This is a genomic window from Kitasatospora sp. NPDC088548 (assembly GCF_044753005.1).
Lineage (GTDB): Bacteria > Actinomycetota > Actinomycetes > Streptomycetales > Streptomycetaceae > Kitasatospora.
The window spans coordinates 61901-82282 of record NZ_JBIVMI010000005.1 but is presented as its reverse complement, the minus strand read 5'-3'; the positions used below and the strand labels follow the sequence as shown (position 1 = coordinate 82282).

At 72.3% G+C, this 20382-nt stretch carries 17 protein-coding genes; 6 read left to right on the top strand and 11 right to left on the bottom strand.

The features are described from left to right. Window positions 1-184 precede the first annotated feature (184 nt). From ACIP82_RS09495 to ACIP82_RS09485, 3 genes are all read left to right on the top strand, one after another. A complete protein-coding gene (locus tag ACIP82_RS09495; protein WP_400652475.1) occupies window positions 185-1144 on the top strand; it encodes a LysR family transcriptional regulator in 960 nt (319 codons plus the stop codon). Between the two features lie 241 nt (window positions 1145-1385). Then, the gene (locus tag ACIP82_RS09490) at window positions 1386-3959 is read left to right on the top strand and encodes a collagenase (protein ID WP_400652472.1); all 2574 of its coding nucleotides are present in this window, start codon (window positions 1386-1388) and stop codon (window positions 3957-3959) included. A 253-nt stretch (window positions 3960-4212) separates the two neighbouring features. Beyond that, window positions 4213-4830: a TOPRIM nucleotidyl transferase/hydrolase domain-containing protein gene (locus tag ACIP82_RS09485; protein ID WP_363609706.1), complete on the top strand. Its 618-nt coding sequence runs from the start codon at window positions 4213-4215 to the stop codon at window positions 4828-4830. A 324-nt stretch (window positions 4831-5154) separates the two neighbouring features. On the opposite strand, the gene ACIP82_RS09480 is transcribed toward ACIP82_RS09485, so the two are convergent. The 4 genes from ACIP82_RS09480 to ACIP82_RS09465 form a co-directional block, all read right to left on the bottom strand. Further along, the gene (locus ACIP82_RS09480) at window positions 5155-6291 is read right to left on the bottom strand and encodes a hypothetical protein (protein WP_400652468.1); all 1137 of its coding nucleotides are present in this window, start codon (window positions 6289-6291) and stop codon (window positions 5155-5157) included. Between the two features lie 200 nt (window positions 6292-6491). Continuing rightward, entirely contained in the window at window positions 6492-7469 is a 978-nt protein-coding gene (locus ACIP82_RS09475; RefSeq protein ID WP_400652465.1) for a DUF6529 family protein, read from the bottom strand. Beyond that, entirely contained in the window at window positions 7466-8419 is a 954-nt protein-coding gene (locus tag ACIP82_RS09470) for a metallophosphoesterase (RefSeq protein WP_363609712.1), read from the bottom strand. The genes ACIP82_RS09475 and ACIP82_RS09470 overlap by 4 nt, the downstream gene beginning before the upstream one ends. Beyond that, window positions 8416-8931, bottom strand: a complete 516-nt coding sequence (locus ACIP82_RS09465) for a cupredoxin family copper-binding protein (RefSeq protein ID WP_363609714.1) — start codon at window positions 8929-8931, stop codon at window positions 8416-8418. Before ACIP82_RS09465 ends, ACIP82_RS09470 begins: the two co-directional genes overlap by 4 nt. 818 nt (window positions 8932-9749) lie before the next feature. Between ACIP82_RS09465 and ACIP82_RS09460 the strand changes: the two genes are divergently transcribed. Beyond that, window positions 9750-10160 carry a hypothetical protein gene (locus tag ACIP82_RS09460; RefSeq protein WP_400652462.1) on the top strand — a complete coding sequence of 137 codons (411 nt, stop codon included), beginning with the start codon at window positions 9750-9752 and terminating at the stop codon, window positions 10158-10160. A 132-nt stretch (window positions 10161-10292) separates the two neighbouring features. Here ACIP82_RS09460 and ACIP82_RS09455 read toward each other — a convergent pair whose 3' ends face one another. The 7 genes from ACIP82_RS09455 to ACIP82_RS09425 form a co-directional block, all read right to left on the bottom strand. Beyond that, window positions 10293-11030: a class I SAM-dependent methyltransferase gene (locus tag ACIP82_RS09455; protein ID WP_400652460.1), complete on the bottom strand. Its 738-nt coding sequence runs from the start codon at window positions 11028-11030 to the stop codon at window positions 10293-10295. Then, window positions 11027-12067, bottom strand: coding sequence for a thiopeptide-type bacteriocin biosynthesis protein (locus ACIP82_RS09450; protein WP_363609720.1), 1041 nt, complete (start codon window positions 12065-12067; stop codon window positions 11027-11029). Before ACIP82_RS09450 ends, ACIP82_RS09455 begins: the two co-directional genes overlap by 4 nt. A 20-nt stretch (window positions 12068-12087) precedes the next feature. Beyond that, window positions 12088-13395: a lanthionine synthetase C family protein gene (locus ACIP82_RS09445; RefSeq protein WP_400652457.1), complete on the bottom strand. Its 1308-nt coding sequence runs from the start codon at window positions 13393-13395 to the stop codon at window positions 12088-12090. After that, complete coding sequence (locus ACIP82_RS09440; RefSeq protein ID WP_400652454.1) at window positions 13392-16433, bottom strand: lantibiotic dehydratase; 3042 nt, start codon at window positions 16431-16433, stop codon at window positions 13392-13394. The genes ACIP82_RS09445 and ACIP82_RS09440 overlap by 4 nt, the downstream gene beginning before the upstream one ends. A 279-nt stretch (window positions 16434-16712) precedes the next feature. Then, complete coding sequence (locus ACIP82_RS09435; protein ID WP_363609726.1) at window positions 16713-16913, bottom strand: hypothetical protein; 201 nt, start codon at window positions 16911-16913, stop codon at window positions 16713-16715. A 213-nt stretch (window positions 16914-17126) separates the two neighbouring features. Further along, a complete protein-coding gene (locus ACIP82_RS09430; RefSeq protein WP_400652451.1) occupies window positions 17127-17552 on the bottom strand; it encodes a hypothetical protein in 426 nt (141 codons plus the stop codon). Between the two features lie 180 nt (window positions 17553-17732). Further along, entirely contained in the window at window positions 17733-18188 is a 456-nt protein-coding gene (locus ACIP82_RS09425; protein WP_363609730.1) for a hypothetical protein, read from the bottom strand. A gap of 231 nt (window positions 18189-18419) precedes the next feature. Between ACIP82_RS09425 and ACIP82_RS09420 the strand changes: the two genes are divergently transcribed. Beyond that, the gene (locus ACIP82_RS09420; RefSeq protein ID WP_363609732.1) at window positions 18420-18881 is read left to right on the top strand and encodes a hypothetical protein; all 462 of its coding nucleotides are present in this window, start codon (window positions 18420-18422) and stop codon (window positions 18879-18881) included. Window positions 18882-18990: 109 nt separating this feature from the next. Beyond that, window positions 18991-20289 carry a magnesium transporter MgtE N-terminal domain-containing protein gene (locus ACIP82_RS09415; RefSeq protein WP_400652448.1) on the top strand — a complete coding sequence of 433 codons (1299 nt, stop codon included), beginning with the start codon at window positions 18991-18993 and terminating at the stop codon, window positions 20287-20289. The last annotated feature ends 93 nt before the right edge of the window (window positions 20290-20382 follow it).

Sequence of the window (20382 nt, the reverse complement as noted above, 5' to 3'; positions counted from 1 at the left end):
TGCCCTGGTAAAGGTGGTGCCGGTATCGCCGTCCGGCCCCGGAAGGGCCTTGACGAGGCAATCCGCGGGGGGTGAAGGTAGGCCGCTGACATGTCATGTGTGCTGTTGCACTGTCCTCGGCGGCAGCCACCCGACGCCGACGGCCGGGAAGGCCCGGCCGTCGCGTGAAGGGGAGGGGAGGGGCATGGAGCTGGAGCTGCGGCACCTTCGGGTGCTGTGCGCCATCGCCGACAGCGGGAGCGTCAGCCGCGCCGCCGCCCTGCTCGGCGCCTCGCAGCCGGCGACCAGCACACAGCTGCGCCGCATCGAACGCCACCTGGGCGCGCCGCTCTTCGAGCGCACGGCCGCAGGCGTGGCGCCGACCTGCTTCGGCGTCGAGGTGGTGACCGCCGCGCGCGACCTCCTCGCCCGGGCCGACTGCCTGGGCCGCCGCCCGGAGGCTCCCGGCGGGCCGGCCCGCCGGGAACTGCGCCTGGCCGCGACCATCTCGCCGATCCTGCCCGGACTGGTCACCAGGGCCCGGCACCAGCGGCCCGACCAGCGGTTCACGGTGACCTCCGTCCACCAGTCCTCGGACATCGTCGACCTGCTGGAGCAGGGCGACGCGGACGCCGCCGTGGCCATGGACTACCCGGGCCGGGAGCTGCGCCACTCGCCGTCCGTCGCGCACCGCGGCATCGTCACCGAGCCCTCCTTCGTCGCCCTCCCGGCCGGCCACCGGCTCCGGCACCGTACCGAGATCGCCCTGGTGGACCTGGCCGACGAGGACTGGTTCCTCACCCCCGACGACGGAGCCGGCTGGCACGGCGTCTTCTACGACGCCTGTGCCGCGGCGGGGTTCACCCCGGCCGCGGTCCACGAGTTCCCCGGCGGCCGGCTGGAGCTCCAGGAGATGATCGCCGCCGGGCTCGGGATCTCCGTCGTCCAGGCGACCACCCGGCCGCTCGCCGACGTGGTGGTCAAACCGCTCGCCGGTACGCCGGTCTGGGTCCGGCATCTGCTGGCCTGGCGGCCCGGCGGGGTGAGTGGGGAGGTGGTGGAGACCCTGTTCGGCGCGGCGGCCGCGGCGTACCGGGACCTGATCGCCGCCTCGCCGGCCTTCCGGGCCTGGGCCGCGCGGACGTACCGGCCGACCCGGCCGTAACGGGGCGGGCGCTGTTCGCGCCGGCGGCCGCCGGACGCGCCGGGCCGGTGGTTCGGCACGGCCGTTCCGAGGCCGTGTTATGACCGGCCCACCTTATGTCATATGACCTGTGACATTGTTCTGACCCCCTGTCGAATGGCAGGATCATGCCGCATCCCCCCATGCCTCGGCAGTCGTCCAGAGACCTCCCCCACAGGAGAAGGGCCCAGCAGTGCGCCTTCGGATACCCCTCCCCACACTCATGGCCGGCGTCGTCGCCGGCTGTGCCGCCACCGCCACCCTGTTGCCGGTCCCGGCGCTCGCCGCCTCCGGACCGGCCTCCCACCCGTCGGCCAGTGCCCGGCCGGCGGCCGACGCGGGCTCCGCCGCCCCGGGGCCGCTGGGGGCCTTCCGCGCGGCCGACCCCTCCGAGGACCTCGCCCCCGCCGCCAAGCCGCTGCCGCCGGCGCTGCTCGGCCAGGTCGTGATGGGCCAGCCCGCCGGCACCACCGTGCAGACCGCACCGCGACCGGCCGACCGGAAGACGCCCCCGGCCAGGCCGGGCTCCGCCGGCCGCTCCGCCACCGGTCCGGCCGCCGCCGGCGCGCAGAGCTGCACCCCGGCCGACTTCGGCGGCCGCAGCGGGGCCGACCTGGTCTCCTTCGTCGAGGGCTCGACCCCGGACTGCGTCAGCACGCTGTTCAACGTCACCGGCACCGACGCGGGCGGCATCTTCAAGGAAGCGAAGATGCTCACCGTCGCCAACGCCTTCCAGAACCTGGCGGCCGGCTACACCGGCGACAACTCGACCGGCATCCTGCAGCTCGTGCTCTTCATGCGGGCCGGCTGGTACGTCCAGTCCTACAACGCGGACGCGGTCGGCCCGTACGACGCCGCCCTCACCAGTGCCTCCAGGGCCGGACTCGACGCCTTCTTCGCGAGCCGGCACTGGACCGATGTCACCGACAACAACGGCACCGTCCTCAACGAGGTGCTGGTTCTCACCGACAGCGCCAACCTGCAGGGCAGTTACCTGGGCGTCTACAAGCAGGTGCTGAACAGCTACGACAACTCCTACAACGCGTTCCCGAAGATGCTCAAGTCGGTCAACGCCGTACTGTCCGCGCCGCTGTGGCGGGGCAACTGGAACCCCGACTTCGTCAAAGCGGTCAGCGCGGACCCGGCCATCGGCACCGCGCTGGGCACGTTCGCGCTCAACCACAAGGACCTGCTCGGCACCGCGAACTCCTACCTCGACGTCAACGCGGGCAACGACCTCGGCCGGATGGCCGGTGACGGCCCCGCGGTCGAGGCCGCGCTCAAGGACCAGGTCAAGGCGGTGCTCGACGCCGTCCGGATCACCGGGGTGACCGGCCCGCTGTACGTCCACACCGCGTACCAGGCCAACACGTTCGACCCCGGCCAGTGCTCGTACTACGGCATCTGCGACCTGCCGGCGAAGCTGACCGCGGCGGTGCTGCCGAACCAGCTGGTCTGCGACAACCGCACCATCCAGACCGAGGCGCTGTCGCCCGCCGACCTGGCCGCCGTCTGCGCGAGCCTGCGCGGCGAGGACACCTTCTTCCACGCCATGGTGAAGGACAACGGCCCCATCCCCGGCCAGTACGACAAGACCCTCACCCTCGCGGTCTTCGCCAACCAGGCCGACTACCTGACCTACTCCTGGGCGATCTTCAGGAACTCCACCGACAACGGCGGCCAGACCGTCATGGACCCGACCGACCCCAACGACCAGGCCGTGTGCGTGATGTACCAGAAGTCGTGGAACGACGGCTTCACCGCCAACGTGTGGAACCTCAACCACGAGTACACGCACTACCTGGACAACATCTACGACATGAAGGGCGACTTCTCCACCGAGGTCTCCGTTCCGGACATCTGGTGGATCGAGGGCGTCGCCGAGTACGAGTCCTACGCCTACCGCGGCACCACCGACACCCAGGCGATGTCGGAGGCGGCCAAGCACACCTACACGCTCAGCACCATCTTCCAGAACACGTACCGCAACTCGGACTCGGTGCGCACCTACCCGTGGGGCTACCTCGCCGTCCGGTACATGTTCGAGAAGCACCCGGCCGACATCACCGCCATGCTCGGGCACTTCCGCACCGGTGACTACCAGGGCGGCTACGCGGTCTACAACAACGTCGGCACCGGCTACGACGCCGACTTCGACGCCTGGCTCGACAGCTGCGCCGGCGGCGCCTGCTACGCGGCCGGCCCGACCGCGCTGTTCGACCAGGCCGTCAACGGCGCCACCGTCACACTGACCGGCAAATCCGTCCAGACCGGCCCCGGCCGGATCACCGCCTGGCACTGGACCTTCGGCGACGGCGGCTCGTCCGACCAGCAGAACCCGACCCACACCTACGCGAGCGCCGGCACCTACACCGTTGCCCTGACCGTCACCGACGACACCGGCAGGACCGCCAGCACCCCGGCCCCGGTCACCGTCACCACCGGCAGCGGCGGCGGCACCACCCTGCCGACCTGCGCCGACCCGCGTACCGACGCGCTCGGCCGGAACTGCTCCCGCTCCGGCCTCTCCGCCACCGCCGGCCACCTCGACTACCTGTACGTCTACCTGCCGGCCGGCACCAGCACCCTGAAGATCGACACCTCCGGGGGCACCGGCACCGCGTACCTGTACTACAACGCGGACACCTGGGCCTCGCCGAGCGCCTTCACCACCTCGTCCACCAACCCGGGCACCACGCAGAGCATCACCGTCACCAACCCGACGGCCGGCTACCGCTACATCAGCCTCTACGCGAACACCGACTTCAGCGGGGTCACGGTCAGTACCCAGTTCTGACCGGACGCCCCTCCCCGTGCGGGCCACGCCCGCGGCAGACCTGCCGCGGGCGTGGCCGTTCGGCGTCGCCGTCCGCCGACCGGGGGAGCGCGGGGCGTGCGGATCCCCGCGGCCCCACTGCCTCCGACAGGCCCGACTGGCGAGGCTTCCCGAAAAAACGGCCGGAGCCGCTCTCCCCCCTCACGCGAAGCCCCGGAGCGCGGCCGACGAAAAATCCGTGCCGCGCCTGCCCGAACAGGAGCAAAATCGCCCCATGGCGGACATGCGAGCGTTCCGGGATGCGGTCACCAGCTGGGCGGCGGGCAGCCCCGGCGGGCCGGCGAGTGAGCTGGCCGCACGACTGCGCGTGCGGACCGCGGTGCTGCTGGAAGGGCCGAGCGACCTCGCGGCCGTTGAGACGCTGGCCGCGCGCTACGGCCGGGACCTGCCCGCCGAAGGGGTGTGCGTCATACCCATGGGCGGAGCGATGAGCGTCGGCCGCTACGCCGGCCTCCTCGGGCCGCCGGGGCTGGGTCTGCGCCTCGCCGGACTGTGTGACGAGGGCGAGCAGCGCTTCTACGACCGCGGTCTTGAGAAGGCCCGCGCGCCGCGCCAGGGGTTCTTCGTGTGTGCGGCGGACCTGGAGGACGAACTCATCCGCGCGCTGGGCGTGGCACGGGTTGAGGAGATCGTCCAGGCCGAGGGCGACCTCCAGGCCTGGCAGACCTTCGTGCGCCAGCCCGCCCACCAGGGCCGGCCCCCGCAGCGACAGATGCGGCGCTTCCTCGGCACGAAGAAGGGCCGCAAGATCCGCTACGGCCGCCTCCTGGCCGAGGCCCTCGACCCCGACCGGGTGCCCGCTCCCCTCCACAATCTGCTCGCGAACCTGTGACCGAAGCGCCGCCCGGGGTCAGCGGCGGCTACCGCCGGGACTGCCGGTGGAGCGCGGCGTGGCAGCCGGGGACGAATGTGACGACGGCTCCGGAGATGAGGCCCGGCACCACGACGCACCGATCGAGATCGCACAAGGGCGGCAGGTCGATCGAGCGGGTTTGGCCGACACCCCGCGAGGGCGTGGCCGTCTTCAAGTGTCCCGACCTGCGCTGCCTGGCCCTCACCGGGGGCCGGTGGACCGCCTGCTGGACGAGGACGAGGTGTCGCCCAGCCCGGCCCTGAAGGATCGCTGATGAGTTCATTCCTGCCGGGCCCCGCTCGTTCAGCGGGCGGGAACCGCGGCCCGCTCCGCCGCTTTCAGGCGCGTCTCCAGACGGGCGGTGCGGGCCAGTTCGGGGCACTGGGCGCGGGCCTGCTCGTAGCGGCCGAGGGCGGTGAGCGCGGCGGCCAGGGTGCAGCAGGCGTCGGCGCGCCAGAAGGGCGAACCGGCGGTGCTGCTCCAGCGCTTGGCCAGCCGGGCGGCCTGCTCGGGGCGGCCGTCGAGCAGTTCGGCGTCGGCGGCGGTCTGCGCGTACCGGTGCATGATGCGCGGGTCGGGCTCGGAGCCGTCGCCACCGAGGCCGATGAGCGCCAGGGCGACTCGGTGCCGGACCTCCTCCGGGGGCAGTTCGCCGGCCTCCCCGGCGGCCACGGCGGCCGCGGCCAGCAGCTGGTAGCCGATCGGGTGGCAGGGTGCCTGGTGGGCGTGCAGCAGTTCCCGGGCACCGGCGGAGGCCTGCTCGTAGCGGCCTTCTGCGAGCAGGACGCCCACCTCGGTGGCGCTCGGCAGGGGCGATTCGGGTACCAGGTCGAGCAGTCGGCGGGCCGCGCCGATCCGGCCCCGGACCAGTTGCCGTTCGGCCCGCAGCAGGTCGGGGTGGCGCAGCTGCGGTTCGAGCAGGTCGCGCCGCAGCGTGATGCCGAGCGCGGCCCACAGCGGGGCCAACGGACCGGCCTGGTAGCGCAGGTTGCTGATGACGGTGGTCACCAGCAGGGCGATCCCCAGCCCCCGGGCGAAGCCCTCCGGGCGCGCCGTGAGCAGTGCCCCGAGACCGAGCTGGACGGCGAGCAGCACGGCCGAGTGCAGCCACAGCCGCAGGCGCAGCCGCGGGGCGGACACGAGGTTGAGGGAGATCGTCAGCTCGGCGGCGGGTACCAGGCCGATCTCGACGGGAACGCCTGCCACGGCGGTGGAGGCCAGCAGGCGGCCGCGGCCGTAGCGGACGACCATCAGTCGCGCGCCGGCCGCCCGGGCGAACAGCAGGCACCACACGTCGGGGAGCAGCAGGCCGAGCCCGACGCCGAGCGGGAGCCCGGCCAGGGCGCCGGGATCACCCGCCCGAAGCGCGAGGAGGACGAAGGGGGTGAGCAGTACGGCGAGCAGCCGCCTGGCCAGCTGACGGGAGATGGGAAACGTCACGGGCGAAGCATTTCGGCAGGTCACCGTGAGGGAAAGTGCCTGTGACGCACTTGTGACCTCGATCCGTGGGTTCGGCGGCTGCCGCCGGCTCGGCCTCCTCGGGCGGGGTGCCGGCGGTGGCGAATCCGGCGCGGGGCGAACTGGGCCCCGCCGCCCGGGAACCCGCTGCCGGCCGTCGGGAGGGACGCCTCACGTTCTGCTCACAGGCCGGGTGCCTGGAAGTCGTTCAGGTACCAGAAGGGGGCGGCGTACCAGATCAGGGCGATCGCGGTGACGAGGGTACCGCCGGCCAGGGGGAGTGCCCAGCCGGGCCAGCGGCGGTGCCGGACCACGATGACCTTGGCGACGAAGGCCCCGTAGAGGAAGCAGCCGGTGAGCGAATGCAGCGCCACGCGGGGGTCGGTCAGTTGGACGCCGTAGGCGGTGATGCAGTGCCGGGCGATGGGCAGGGAGAGGAGGAAGGCGGTCAGGCCGACGAGGCGGTGCGTGGTGCGGACCTTGTGCGGTGCGGTTCGCAGTGCGGGCAGGCGGCCGTAGATCCACAGGGCGAGAAGGAGCTGAATCAGCGCCAGGCCCAGGAGCGCGGATCCCAGTTGGGCTTTCAGCAGTCTCGCGTCGTCGCCGCGGTTCCCGAAGAGGCTGGTCTCGTAGTCGGGGGTGTGTACCCGGCCGTACCAGTAGAGGCCGACCATCACCGCCACGGGCAGGAGAAGCCACAGGATGTCGTGGAGCCGTCGGTGGCCGGCGGGGCGAGCGGGGCCCTCCGCGTGCCCGGCCGCCCCCGCTGTCGATTTTGCCGCCGCGACCCCGGATGCCTGCCAGGCCACGACGATCAGCAGGGTGAGCGTCTCGGCGATGAGGCTGAGCAGGGCCTGCGGGGCGGGTCGCAGGCCCTGCTCGGAGAACCCGAACAATCCGATGGTGCGGGATGCGGTGAACCCGGCGAGCGAGCCGATGGCGATCGCGGCGGCGGCGATTCGAAGGAGCAGGGGTGCCGCCAGCAGCAGGAGTGCGGCCACCGCGAAGGCGGTGCTGGCCTGCAGCAGGAACAACGAGCCGATGATGTGGACGAAGCGGTATCCGTCGATGTAGAGCTGGGCGTGGATGTATCCGCTTGCCGCGAGTGTGGCGGCGAGCAGCAGGCGCAGTGCGAGGGCTGGCAGGCTCCGGGTGTTCATACGAGTTTCTCGTCCTTGACGGCCAGCGCGTGGTTGCCCTGCCAGTAGTTGACGGTGCGGATGCCGAGCGCGTCCTTGAGGCGTCCGGCGGGCAGCACCTGTGGGAGCGGTGCGGGGCCCTGGCCGGGTTTGGGGAACGGGTAGCAGGTGGGGCGGGCCGAGTGGAAGGTGATGTTTCCCTCGGTCTTGCTGAACAGCTGGTGGACGTGCCCGTTGAGGCACGTGACCGAGGAGAAGCGGCGCAGCATCGACAGCACCTGCACCGCGTCGTCGGTGCCCCAGCCCCACGTCGGATACATCGCGAACAACGGGATGTGACTGAAGACGACGATGGGGGTGTCCGACGACAGGCCGGCGATGTCCTTGCGCACGAAGTCGATCTGGTCGTTGCCCAAGTGGCCGAGCTGTTCCAGGTGCAGGGTGTTGACCAGCGCGATGAAGTGCACACCGTGGGTGTCGAAGCTGTACCAGCCGTCGCCGAGGGTGTTCTTGCCGAAGGTCTGTCGGTAGGCGAGTGGTCCGTTGTCTCCGATCGAGTCGTGTTCGCCCGGCACGGTGAAGACCCGGTCCGTGTCCAGCTGCGACAGCATCTGCTTGACCTGGTCGAACTGGGCGGGGGTGGAAAGGTGCGTCAGGTCGCCGCTGTGCATGACGAAGTCGGGCCGGAACCCGAGGGAGTTGACCTGGTTGATCGCTGCGGCGAACGTCCCGGTGACGTCCGTGTTGGCCGGGCCCTGGAAGCCGATGTGGCTGTCGGAGACCTGCACGAAACGCAGGTCTGCGCTGCTTGCCGGGGCCACGCTCGCCGAACCGGGGATATGACTGATCACCTCTCCTGCGGTGACTGTCAGGACCACGACCCCACCGAACCAGGCGGAGTGCCGGATGAGCTGCCGGCGGGTCATGCCGTGCTCGCCGTCACCGCCGGAGTCGGGTGTCTGCCCGGTCATGGCGTCACCTCCACGGTGGCGGTCATGAACGGGTGGATGGTGCAGTAGTAGGCGTAGGTGCCGGGTGCGGTGAACGTGTAGCTGTAGGTGTCGTTGGTGGCCAGGGCCGCCGACTGCAGCGGCCCGCCCGACCCCTGCTTACTGGTGACGGTGTGAGCGTCGGAGTCGGTGTTGGTCCAGGTCACCGTCGTGCCCGCCTTGACCGTCAGCGTGGCCGGGGAGAACGCAAAGTTCTTGATCGTCACCGCGTTGGCGGCCGCTGGAACGGACGGCTGGCTGCTGGTGGGTGAGACCGAGGGCGTGACTGCCGGTGCGCTGACCGTGCCGCCCGTTCCGGAGGCACCGGGAAATCCCGGCAGGGTCTGGCCGGGCCCGGGACTCAGCGTGCCGGCGGGTCCGGGCTGTGACGATCCGCCGCACGCGCTGAGCAGTCCCAGTGCTCCGGCGACGACGACGGCGGCCAGGCACGCCGTACGCGAGCGCCGGACCGGCGGAGAGGAGTTCGCATTCATGACCATCGTTCCTTCTGCGCGTCCCCAGCGGCACGGGCGGGTGTGGTCCAAGACCGGTCCGGAAACGGTCTCCTCAAGCGGATGGACGACCCCGTTACACCCGCCGGGGGATTGGGGATACTGGAAAGGGTGCAACCCGGTGGGTTAATTTATGTGAGCGGACAGCGCATTCCGTGCAGCGAAACGAATTCCCTGGCGGGGTCTCGTTGTTTCACCCCGACGGCGGGCAGCGGAACGCCTCGAAGGTAAGTCCCCAAACCCCGGTGAACCTGCAGGCGGGCCGGCCAGAGGACGTTCGGCGAGTCCAGCGGCCGATCGAACCCGGGATTCCCTGGGCCGACGGATTCCGGCCTCGGATCTGAGCCAGGCCGCCGTCGACGCTCAGGTCCATGCCGGCACAGAAGCCGCTCTCGTCGCATGCGAGAAAGAGGACGGCCGCGGCGACTTCCGGGGGGCGGTCCATGCGAAGACTGGGTTCAGGGCCCCGAAAATCCCCGCGCAGGGTGCCGGCGCCGCCTTCACTGCTCCCCGCGCTGCCGCTCACGCGCCCACAGCGCCCGCGGCACCACCCGCAACGAACCCAGCTGACTTCTGAAACAGAACGCCGCGCCCTCCACGCCGGCGGAAACAGGCACCCCGCACCGAAGCGCGCTGGGTGCTGGGGACCTCGAAGCATCGCAGGCTGTTACAAGGAAGTGACGGTCCGCTCGCAACCTGTGCGTGGAGCGGAGCGTCCCTACGGATGACAGAGCCCGGATCGCACCGACCGACCGTGCCTTCGGGTAAACAACCACCTCCCCTTCGAAAGAGGTGTACCTGTGATCGTCTCCAAGCGGAACTCCCTGCGCCTGGCCGCCGTGACCACCCTCAGCGTGCTCTCCCTCGGGCTGGCGGGCACCGCCATGGCAGCCACCCCGGTCGCCCACCCCGCGTCCGCCACGCAGCGAGCCGCCGCGCACGCCGGCATCACCGCCAGGCCGTCGGTCTCGTCCGTCCAGGCATGGCAACTGTTCCGTGTCACCGGCACGACCACCGGCCTCACGGCGGGAAGCAAGGTGACCCTGCAGCAGAAGCAGCACGGCACGTGGGTCACTCTGCCGGCCTCCGCGCCCACGGCCCGCAACGGCTCCTACTCGCTCGGCGTGAAGCTCGGACTCAAGGGCCTGAACGAGCTGCGCATCGTCAGCGGTGACACCGTCTCTCCTGTGTTCACCGTGACCGTGCGCTGACCTTTGGCCCACAGCCCCCGCCGTCCCACCCCGCCCCGCCGCGCCCGCTCCCTCGCCGCGCGGCCTGATCTCCTCCACGGCTCCACCAGTTGAGACCGGGACCCTTGCGGGCGAGGGCGCCGAGCCCGCGGTTCACCGCAGGACGAGGTGCGCCAGATAGTGGAAGTCGCCGTGGTGGATCTCATGAACGCGCCACGGGGAGCCGGTGACGAGTTCCTCCAGCTCGGCGGGGGAGAGGAAGGCGTAATCGAACCATTCCGTCGCCAGGCCGGCGTGGTGGACCCTGATCCGCCACTGCCCGGGCAGCCGGCCGCGCGCGGCATTGTGTTCGCGGTAGCGGTTCTCCGCGGGCGTGGTCAGGCGGGCCGGGTCGAAGGTGGTGCCCAGCAGCGAGGCCCCCGCCGCGGCCACCCTGGCGAGTTCCGCGAGAACCCGGGGGGCCTGCTCCCTGCTCTCCAGGAACCCCAGCCCGTTGCCCGTCATCACGATGGTGTCGAACCGGCCGTCGACGGGGCCGAGGTCGGCCGCCGTGCCGCGCACCGCGGGAAGCCCGCGGTCGAGGCAGAGCCGGACCGCGCCCGGTGACGGGTCGACGCCCAGGGCCTCGTGGCCGCGGGCCCGGAGTTCGGCCAGCGTGCGCCCCGCTCCGCACCCGATGTCGAGGACCGGGCCGCGGACGCGGCGCAGCAGTTCCCGGTCGACGTCCGGCCAGGCGTCGGCGGTGCTGAAGTACATCGAGGCGGGGGAGCGGTAGAGCCGGCCGTCGTCCCGCTCCAGGACTTCCTGGACGCCGCCGTGCTCCCAGCAGTCGCGGACCAGCGCGCCGAACGCGTCGCCGGTCGTGGGCGTTTCGTGTGGCCGGGTGGTCACGGCTGGCTCTCCTCTGACGGGCCCTGGGCAAGCGCCTCGGTGATGCCCACCTGCCAGTTCTTCGGCATGCGGGCGCGGTTCCAGTGGAAGACGGTCAGGAGGGCGGCGGCCTCCCGCGGGCCGACCCGTGCGCCGGGACTGCCGAAGTACTCCTCGTGCCAGGTGTCGCACGCCCGCGCGACGGACTCCTGGAACGCGTCGAACGCCGGCTCGATCACCGGGGCGCGCAGTGCGGCCAGCTGCTGCGGCGAGTGCCAGAGCAGGTTCAGCCGGGCCGACAGGGCGGGCCAGTCGGCCGGCGGCTCCGCCTCGAATCTGCGGCCGAGCTGTCGGCGCAGCCGGTCCCAGACGTCCCGGTCCTCGAAGTCGGCGACGCCCAGCCGCTCCAGCAGGACCCGGGTCGCCGCCAGGGACAGGGCCCAGCCGGGGGCGGGCGGCGTCGGCAGCGACAGGTGGCTCAGCCACAGAAGGGAGTCGGCCGTGAAGACCCGGTGCACGCCGCGCATCGACCGCGGCCCGCCGAACAGGTGCTGCTCCGGCTCGTAGACGGCGGGCCGGACCTCGGTGAGCAGGCCGGCCGCCCGCCAGTCCTCCCACGCCCGGGCGAGTCTGTCCTGGGTCTGCGCGCGGTACGCCGCGCAGGTGTCGAAACGGACGCGCAGTCCGGGTGTCTTGTGGACGAAGAAGAAGTCGTCGATCCACCGGGCCGCGAGCAGTTCGCGCACGGTGTGCAGCAGGCCCTCGTACAGCGCGGGCGTCGCGCCGTCCGGCCCGGGGACGAGCCGGTATTCGAGCCAGGTCCGCGGTTCGGCCGCGGCGCGCAGCGCTGTCAGCCCGGCGCCGAGGAAGCACTCGGCGACGGGCCGCAGCTCGGGGTCCGCGGCGGTGTCGGCGTGGTCCAGCTGGGCCGCCACCGCGCGCAGGAACTGCGGGACCGTCAGCCGGGCTTCGCCGATCCGGATGGTCTCGCCGTCGTGCGGGGCGTCGTGGTCGCCGGGCGCGGGGGCCGGTCGTCCGGCGCCGGGGTGGGTGCGCATGTGGTTCCCCATGTGGTCGGTCAGTTCAGCAGCAGGGCGATGTCCCAGGGCAGTGACTCCTCCGGGCGGGCGTAGTGGTTGAGGGCGAGGGCCAGGCCGGCCGTTCCTTCGAGGAAGCCCGCCGGGTGGCTGCCGTCGGCCAGGCCGTCGTAGCCGAGCTGCAGGCGCGGGGGGCCGTCGGCCTCGAACTCCTCGATGATCCGTCCGGCGATGGTGTCGCGCAGCCCGCGCACCGGTGCCGCGTGCGGGCCGTCGGTGAAGTACCCGAGCAGGTGCAGCACTCCGGACCAGCCGTGGCACAGCGACCAGTGTTCCGTCCCGAACGACTCCAGCGGCAGGCGGGTGAGGGGCGCGATCGAGGCGTGGGCCTGCTCCAGCCAGTCCGCGCGGCCCATGGCCTGGCCGGCGATCTGCAGTGCCCGCGAGATGCCGGGCGCGCCGTAGCACCAGGCGGTCCGGCCCCGGGCGCGGCCCGGCTCGGCGTTGCCGAAGGCGGACAGGGAGACCGTCGGCGGCCAGAACGGCCCGTACTCGTCGGTGTCCTGGAACCGGTCGAGGAGCGCCACCAGCGACTCGACGGCCTCGCGCTGGCCGTCGACGACGGCGCCGTGCCGGTGGGCGATGGCGAGCAGGGCGAGCGGGCCGGCGATGCCGTGGGCGAGGCCGAGGTTGAGGTGGCCGTGGTCGACCAGTGCCGGGTCGGTGGCCGGATGCCAGTTGGGCGGGGTGACGGACCAGTAGCGCGGCACCCGCTGCCCGTGGTGGTCGGCCGGGCCGGTCATGCCGACCAGGGAGGTGAGCAGCTGTTCCATGTCGGCGGATCCGCCGAGGCCGCGCAGCAGCAGGTAGCGGCCCAGACCGGCCAGGCCGTCGAGGACGTCGTAGCGGGCCATCGGGCCGAGCGGCACGGTGTCCACCAGCCGGGACAGCGCGGAGGCGGCCGCACCGGCCCTGGCGTCGAGCGCGGCCAGGGCCCGGCCGTAGCCGCCGCCGGCCTGGCTGGCCAGATGGAGGGCGAAGCCGAGGCCCGCGACCTCGTAGAGCAGACCGTGGTGCGGTGCCGGCTGGGTTTCCAGACTGGCCGCCGCCAGCGACGCGTACCGGTGCGCGGTCAGCCGCTCCGCCGGATCGCGCAGGCTCCGTTCGCTGAACAGCAGGGCGATGCCCGCGTGGCCGCTGGCCAGCGACGAGACCTTCCACCGCTCGTCCGGCCCGGTTCCGTGATCGGCCTGGGGCAGCGACGCCGGGTCCCGCAGCTGGCCGGCCAGCTCCTCGGCCAGGGCCAGGGCCTGCTCGCGGTACGTGGGCGGTGCCGTGGTGGTGGTCACGTGCGGTTCCTTTCCGGGACGTGTGCGGGCCGCCGGTCCTGGCCCTGGGCCTGGTGGGCCAGCCGGCCGCGGTGGGCCCGGGCGGCCTGCCCCAGCAGGGCCAGGCCGGCGAGTTCCCCGGCCGGGTCGATGCCGTACAGCCGGTTGTGATGCATGTGGAGCAGGCTCGCCACGGCCGCGTCCTGCCATCCCCGGCCGCCTTCCCGGCCGATTCCCGGCAGCACCAGCTCGCCGAACCGGCCTGCCGCGGCGGCGATCCGGGCAAGAGCCGGACGGTACGGATCGGGAAGGATCCCCGCCAGCAGTTCCCTGGCCCGACCGGGTATCAGGAGCCGTTCGGCGGCCCGGACTTCGTCGCGCGGCCGTGCGGCACCCGGGCTCCTGGGCGCCACGCGGCCCACCCACGCGCACCAGTCCCACGGGCCCAGGGAGTCCAGCAGGTGGACGTACCCGGCGAGCAGTACCTCGGCCTTGTCGGCCCCCGCGCCGCGGCCGCCGAGGGCGGTGAGCAGGCCGACCGCCGCCAGGCTGTCCGCGCAGAACCACTCCTCCGCCCGTGCGACGCCTTCGACGCCGCCGTACCGGGAGGTCTCCTGCCCGTAGCCGGAGACGCGGAAGTCCCTGATCAGCCAGGACGCCTTCAACTCGCCGCACCCGCTCAGCAGTTGCGGCCAGACGGTGGCGGCGATCCGCTCGGCCGGGCCGTGCACCCGGAACCGGACGTGGTCGCCCGACTGCCGGTAGCGCATGAAGAACCAGCGGTCGACCGCTGCGCCGAACCGGTCCAGCAGTGCGGGTATGTGACGGGTGATCAGTGCCTCGTGCGCCTCCGGCAGGGCGTGGAGCTCGACGAACGCCCACTCGCCACCCGGCTGGTGCACGGGCCGCACGGCGCTGTTGGCGACCCGCTGCGGGTCCAGCGCGGGTACGGGGCCGGGGGCGGGCGCCGCGGCGCGCAGGGGCACGAGGATCTCGTTGCCGTGCCCGCCGAGCCAGCCGAACGCGTCGGCCTGCGCGTGCGGGCTCTCGGTGATCGTCACCCCCTCGCGCAGCACCTCGCGGCGCAGCATCTCCCGCTGGAACCCGCTGCTCAGGTCGAGTTCGCACACCTGGTCGCGGTGGCCGACGCTCACCCGGTCGTCGACCCGCAGCTCGCGCCGCCATGTCTCCACCGCCCGCGGCCAGTCCCGGCCGTGCTCGGCGTGCTCGCGCAGCCCGGGGCCGGGCTGCCAGCTCAGCGGCGAGACGACGACCCGCCCGAGCCGTACCCGGGGCAGCACCGGAAGGTGCTCGAACGGCCCCCAGTTCCAGGCCTGCCAGATCTTCTCCTCCCCGCAGTACGCCAGTTCACCGAGGAAGCGGACCAGGTTGGGCGCGGCGGTCCCGAGCGACAGCACGTGCGGGATCACCGGGCGCACCTCCTGCCCGGTCCTCTCCCAGTACAGGCGCAGCCGGTCCCCGTCCGCGGCGACGACCAGGTCGCGCCAGTCGATGCGGCCGGGGCCGGCCGGATCGTCGAAGGTCCCGACCGGGATGGAATGGGGGAGCATCCGCGGCACCTGCATGACGTTCAAAGCGCGGGGCAGCACCGGGACGAAGTCCACCTGGGCGGCCAGCGCCTGCCCGTCGCCGGCCAGCAGCCGGCCGAGGTCCTCGGACGCGCCGGCGAGGTCGGCGAACCGCCCGGCCATCGCACCGGCGGTGAGGGTGCCCGTGGTCGGCGTGGTCACCAGCGTGAAGTCCCCGGCCGCCAGGTCCGCCCGGCTGCGCGCCACCAGCTGGAAGCAGAGTTCGAGGGAGGCCGGCGGCGGCGTTTCGGTGTCGACGCCGAGCCTGCGGATGTCGTCGTCGGTGAGTACGACCTCCCGCCGCTCGGCGGACAGCCCCCGCTGGAGCACGTCCGCCAGCGCCCGCACGCGGGCGCTCTCCGCCGGCGACTGCTTGGGGCGCTGCCCGGCGGGGAAGTCGGTACTGGTCCGCGGATGCAGGTAGGTGGCGGGGTAGCCGAGGCCGCGGTGAGGATCCACCAGTTCCTCCAGGCGGACCGCGCCGTGCTGCCCGTAGGTGTCCAGGAAGGCCTGCCGGTAGCCCCGCATGTGGGCGAAGGCCCCGCTCGGCGCCGACAGCGACCACATGACCGCGCCGTACCGTTCCGCCTCCCGCAGCACCGCCCCGGGCAGTCGCGCGTCCGTGTCCATCCGCAGGTCGACCTGCGCAGAGACCGTCTTCGACGGGTGCGCGCGGGCGGACACCCGGACCAGCCGGCGGTACGCGTCCGTCCCCTCGCCCGGGGCGGTGGCGCGGTAGTCGGCCAGGGCGGAGCGCACCGCGCTCAACTGCGCCCTCTCCTCGGAGGATTCGGGCAGGGCCTGCTCCAGCGAGGCCAGGCCGGGGTCGTCGAGCGAGGTCGCGGCGAACTCGGTGAGGAGCACCTCGTGGTGCGCCAGCACTCCCAGGAACGTGTCGAGGTGCGTGCGGCCCAGGCGCGGGAAGGCGGTTTCGGCCGCGGCCAGCAGGTCCGGGTAGGGCACCGGGCGGGCCGCGGCCGAGCGGACCCAGGACAGCAACGGCGTGCAGCGCATGGACAGTTCCTGCGTCGCCTGCTGTGTCCCGGTGATGTCCGCGGCGTCGTCCCCGCGGGCCCGCAGGTGCGGAAGCACCAGCCGGTCTCCCCGGACGAAGCACAGGTTGTTGACCACCACCCGCAGCGAGTGCCGCACGTGCGGCGCCCTGAGCCACTTCGCGGCCAGCCCGTCGAACCAGCCCGCGTCGGGGCGGGCGGACTTGACGGCCGATCCGTTTGCCGGCCGGGCCGGGACGGTCGACACCCCGGCGAACAGGCCGAACGGGGTCGGGCGGCCGGTGATGCGCCGCGCGTAGCGGGTCAGTGAGACGGCGGTGCGGACCAGCCGCTTGCGGCTGAGCCGGGCCCCGTCGGCGATCCGGTCGAGCTCGGCGGTCAGATCGGGGCTCGACACCGCGATCGCCTCCCGCAGTTCGGCGCGGGTCGACAGCTCGCCGATGTAATCCGTGAGCATCTCCTCGGTCGGTGAATCGCCCGTACCGAGCCTGGCGAGCATGCCGTCAAAAGTGTCAGCCGGAAGTGCCGCGGACCTGATGAATATCGGTTCGGCGACCGAGAAATGGCTTTGGCTGGGCATGCCGGAAGAATCTCGCTTCCATGAAGAAGGCCGACCGCCGCCGGCATCCGCGAAGAGGAGCTCCGGTGGCGAAACGGAATCCGGGGCAGTGGACCTCGAACGGCGTCACCGCCCCTTCCCGCGGTGGAGCCGCGGGAAGGGGCATGGCCGTTCCGGCTAGCAGCACATCGGGTTGCAGTGGTTGGTGAAGCCACAGGAGGTGCCCGTGGCGCCGCCGGTGTCACAGGTGATGAAGGTGAACATCTCGGGCCGCAGCGGGGCGTCGGCACCACCGGTGATCGCCGTCTGGATGTCCAGGTCGAGGTCCATGAGGTCGAGGTCCTGCACGGTTTCCTCGGCAATGAGGGTAGTAGGCACATGAACTCCTTTGTCTCGAACGAATCCAGGAAATTCACCCGGTCCCGGGGCGCGGCCGGCCGGGCGCCTTTCGGCGCCGCGACACCGGTGACTTCGGGGAGACGGAAGCGCCATTGTCAGCCCCCGTGTCGCACGACAAGCCAGCCCCCCCAGGTGAATTATCCCGCCTGAATGGTTCGTCTCCCGGTGCAATTGATCCTTGATCAAGGCGTGTCAAATGTCAACCCTTTGCCATGGCTTGCCGTTCGAGGCGAGGCCGGCGCCGTCGCGGCGCATCTGGGGCAGCACCATCTCCGCCTCGCGGGCGAGCACGACCGTGTGCCGCTGGAGCGTGCGGTCGGCCGCGTGCGACAGGCCGGACGTCGCGGCACCGGCCGCCCGTGCCGCACGAACACCGCCACCAAACCGCCGGACGGCAACGAATGACCGCAGGTCGTCGCGGATCTCGTCCGCGTCCCGCTGGGCGCCGGCGTGCTCGGCCAGTTGCCGGCTGCTCTTGCGGCCCACCGGTGCCGGCAGGCCTCGCATGCGGTCGCGCATGCGGCGGCGGGGTTCGACTCGGCGGAAGCGGTGCCCGATGTCCAGGAGGAGATCGTCCGGTTCGCGGTTCCACATCCCGGCGGCGCTCTCGGTGATCACATCGGGAGGCTTCCCCGAAGCCGTCATGACCGAAGGCGCTGTCACGCGACCGAGGGGCGGCCCACGGGAAGCCGCCCCTCGATGCCCCGCACCCCGGCTGCACTCCAGCCCGCCCGCATCGCCCCGGGTCACGAGGCAAAGTCCTGCTGGAGTACCAGGGGTACCGGTGCCGTCATGCCGTCACATGGTGCGCGGGGGACGCGGGACGCCCTGCCAGCGGTAGAGCATGGACTCCCACACGTAGGTGTACGTGAAGGTGACCTCGAACGTGGTGCTCCGTTCGAGGTACGGCCCGCCGTCCTCCGGGGTGAGCCGGGTGAACGCTCCGTAGACGCTGGCGCGCGGGTACACGCAGACGGTCCAGATGTACGAGCCGGACGACAGCTGGACGTCCAGGGCGGGCGCGTTGCCGCCCGGGGTGTTGAGGCTCCAGGCGTAGGTTCCGGCGTCCAGGTACAGCCGTCGTGAGGTGCACTGCTGGGGAGGCGTCACGGGAGCCGGCAGCGGTACCAACTGGCCGTACCCCTGCAGGAACTCGTGCTCGGTGGCGGCGCCGGCCGGTGTGACCGCCGGGCCCGTCACCAGGGTGAGCACAAGGGCCGGAAGAGCGAGGATCCAGGTGAGTCTGCGCAGCATTCGTGCCTCCGGTCGGACGGGCGTTCCTGCGGGCGGAGCCTGTGGTCTATGCCAATTCTGCTGGCCGGCCGCGCCCCTTCCCATCCCAGAACCCTGGGATCCCGTCGGCGGGCCCAGCTCCGGGCTCCGCCTTGCGGGCCCGCCCGCCGCCGGTCCGGGTCGCCGGTAACAGCGCCTTCAGCACCACGGTCGGCGGCCGCGTCACAATGAAGGAGAGGGAAGGTGGTCCGTATGCGGGCGATACCCCACCTGCGGACCGGCGAGGGCATGGCGGCGTTCACCGCCGCCGTCGTGGCCGTGGCGGCCATCGCCGCCATCGGCGTGTCGCCTGCCGGGGCCCGGCCCGTCGTCGCTGCGGCGCTCGGCGGAGCCGCGGTCGCCGTTCTCGGCGTTCTGGCGGCGTCGGCCCTCGTGCGCCGGGCTCGTTCCCGCCACCACACCCGGCAGCTCGACCGCGACCCGGCGGAGGCCTGGTTCGCGGCGCCGTCCATGGAGGACTTCCCCGAACAGGAGCTTCGCCGGCTCCTGCCGGAGACCGACGCGCCGTCCATGAACCGTCTCTGCACCGCGTGGGTGTTCGCCACCCACGGTCACGACGCCGTATGGCTCGAACGGCACTTCGACCTCACCGACGGCCTGGCCCGGAAGCTCGTCGAGCGAGCCCACCGACGCGGTCGGTTGCCGTGCCCCTGACTCCCGCACGACCCGCCTTGGCCCCGGCAGGCTGGGCCATTGGGGCCGGGTGCCGGCCCCACCCGGTGCGTCCCACGGGCCATCGCCGACGCCTGGTTAGCGTCGTGGCGTGGACCCCGTCGTGTCTCTCTCCCAACTGCTGCGCCGCCCGCTGGTGGGGCGTGGCGGCGCGGCCGTGGGCCGCCTGTCCGATGTGATCGTCCGCCTGCGCGGGCGCGATCACCCCCTGGTCGCCGGGCTGGTCGTGCGGGTCGGCCGGCGCGAGGTTTTCCTGCCCGTCGAGCAGGTCGCGGCCTTCGGCGGCGAGCAGATCCGGCTCACCAGCGAGGTTGTGGACCTTCGTCCGTTCGAACGGCGTGAAGGGGAGGTTCTGCTGCGCGCCGACGTCCTCGGGCACCGGGTGATCGACGTCGCCGAGGCCGAACTCGTCCGGGCACATGACCTGGAGTTGCGCCGGCGGCCGGACGGCTGGGTCGTCGACCGCCTGGACACCCACCCGCGCCGCGCCCGCCCGTTCGGGTTCCTCGCCGGTGGGAGCCGGCCGCGGTGGCGGGACTGGATGTCCTTTGAACCACTTATCGGCCACGCTCAGTCGGCACGCGTGCGCGGCCCGTTCGGGCGTTTGGCCCGGCTCAAGCCGGCCGACCTGGCGGACCTGCTGGAGGACGCCAACCGCACCGAATCCCACGAGATCCTGCAGACCGTCCACGCCGATCCCGAGCTGGAGGCGGACGTCTTCGAGGAGTTGGAGCCCGACTCGCAGACGCGCCTGCTCGCGGAGAAGAGCGACCGCGAGATCGCCGAGGTGCTGGGCCGGATGCGCGCCGACGACGCCGCCGACGCGATCAACGACCTTCCGCAGAGACGCCGACAGCCGGTACTCGACGCCCTGCCGGCCGGCCAGCGCGCGAAGGTCCTGACCCTGATGGGCTTCAACCCGTCCAGCGCCGGCGGTCTGATGGCCCTCGACATCCTCAGTGCGCGCCCGGACGCCACTGTCACCGAGGTGCTCGGCCTTGTCCGGGCGGCCCGCAACCTGCAGCCCGAGGCCCTGACCAGCGTCCACGTCGTCCGGGACGGAAACCGGCTGATCGGCACCGCGCCCCTGGTCGCCCTGGTGCAAGCCGACCCGGACACCCGCCTGGAAGAGGTCATGACCACCGAACCGGTCAGGGTGCTCCCGGACACCGACGTCGAGGATGTCGCCCTGCTGATGACCGACTACAACCTCCTCACGGTGCCGGTCGTCGACCACCGGGACCAGATCCTCGGCGTCATCACCGTCGACGACATCCTGGAAACCGTCATCCCCGAGGACTGGCGCCGGCGCGAGCCCGCCCCGCACCCCGCCCGCCGAAGCGACGACGCGCCGAGCGAGGCCATGAACACCACGGACCTCGACGGATGACGGCACCCCAGAACCCCCAGAACCCCCCGGACCACAACGACCGTGCCGACCGCCCCGCACACGCCCCCGCGAAGAGCCCCGCGAAGGGCCCCG

What these genes read in the sequence shown, in the direction of transcription:
- ACIP82_RS09475 (WP_400652465.1), bottom strand. Translation starts at nt 7,469, where the DNA reads ATGAACACCCGGAGCCTGCCAGCCCTCGCACTGCGCCTGCTGCTCGCC.
- ACIP82_RS09450 (WP_363609720.1), bottom strand. Translation starts at nt 12,067, where the DNA reads ATGCGCACCCACCCCGGCGCCGGACGACCGGCCCCCGCGCCCGGCGAC.
- ACIP82_RS09465 (WP_363609714.1), bottom strand. Translation starts at nt 8,931, where the DNA reads ATGAATGCGAACTCCTCTCCGCCGGTCCGGCGCTCGCGTACGGCGTGC.
- ACIP82_RS09485 (WP_363609706.1), top strand. Translation starts at nt 4,213, where the DNA reads ATGGCGGACATGCGAGCGTTCCGGGATGCGGTCACCAGCTGGGCGGCG.
- ACIP82_RS09470 (WP_363609712.1), bottom strand. Translation starts at nt 8,419, where the DNA reads ATGACCGGGCAGACACCCGACTCCGGCGGTGACGGCGAGCACGGCATG.
- ACIP82_RS09490 (WP_400652472.1), top strand. Translation starts at nt 1,386, where the DNA reads ATGGCCGGCGTCGTCGCCGGCTGTGCCGCCACCGCCACCCTGTTGCCG.
- ACIP82_RS09495 (WP_400652475.1), top strand. Translation starts at nt 185, where the DNA reads ATGGAGCTGGAGCTGCGGCACCTTCGGGTGCTGTGCGCCATCGCCGAC.
- ACIP82_RS09425 (WP_363609730.1), bottom strand. Translation starts at nt 18,188, where the DNA reads ATGCTGCGCAGACTCACCTGGATCCTCGCTCTTCCGGCCCTTGTGCTC.
- ACIP82_RS09440 (WP_400652454.1), bottom strand. Translation starts at nt 16,433, where the DNA reads ATGCTCACGGATTACATCGGCGAGCTGTCGACCCGCGCCGAACTGCGG.
- ACIP82_RS09420 (WP_363609732.1), top strand. Translation starts at nt 18,420, where the DNA reads ATGCGGGCGATACCCCACCTGCGGACCGGCGAGGGCATGGCGGCGTTC.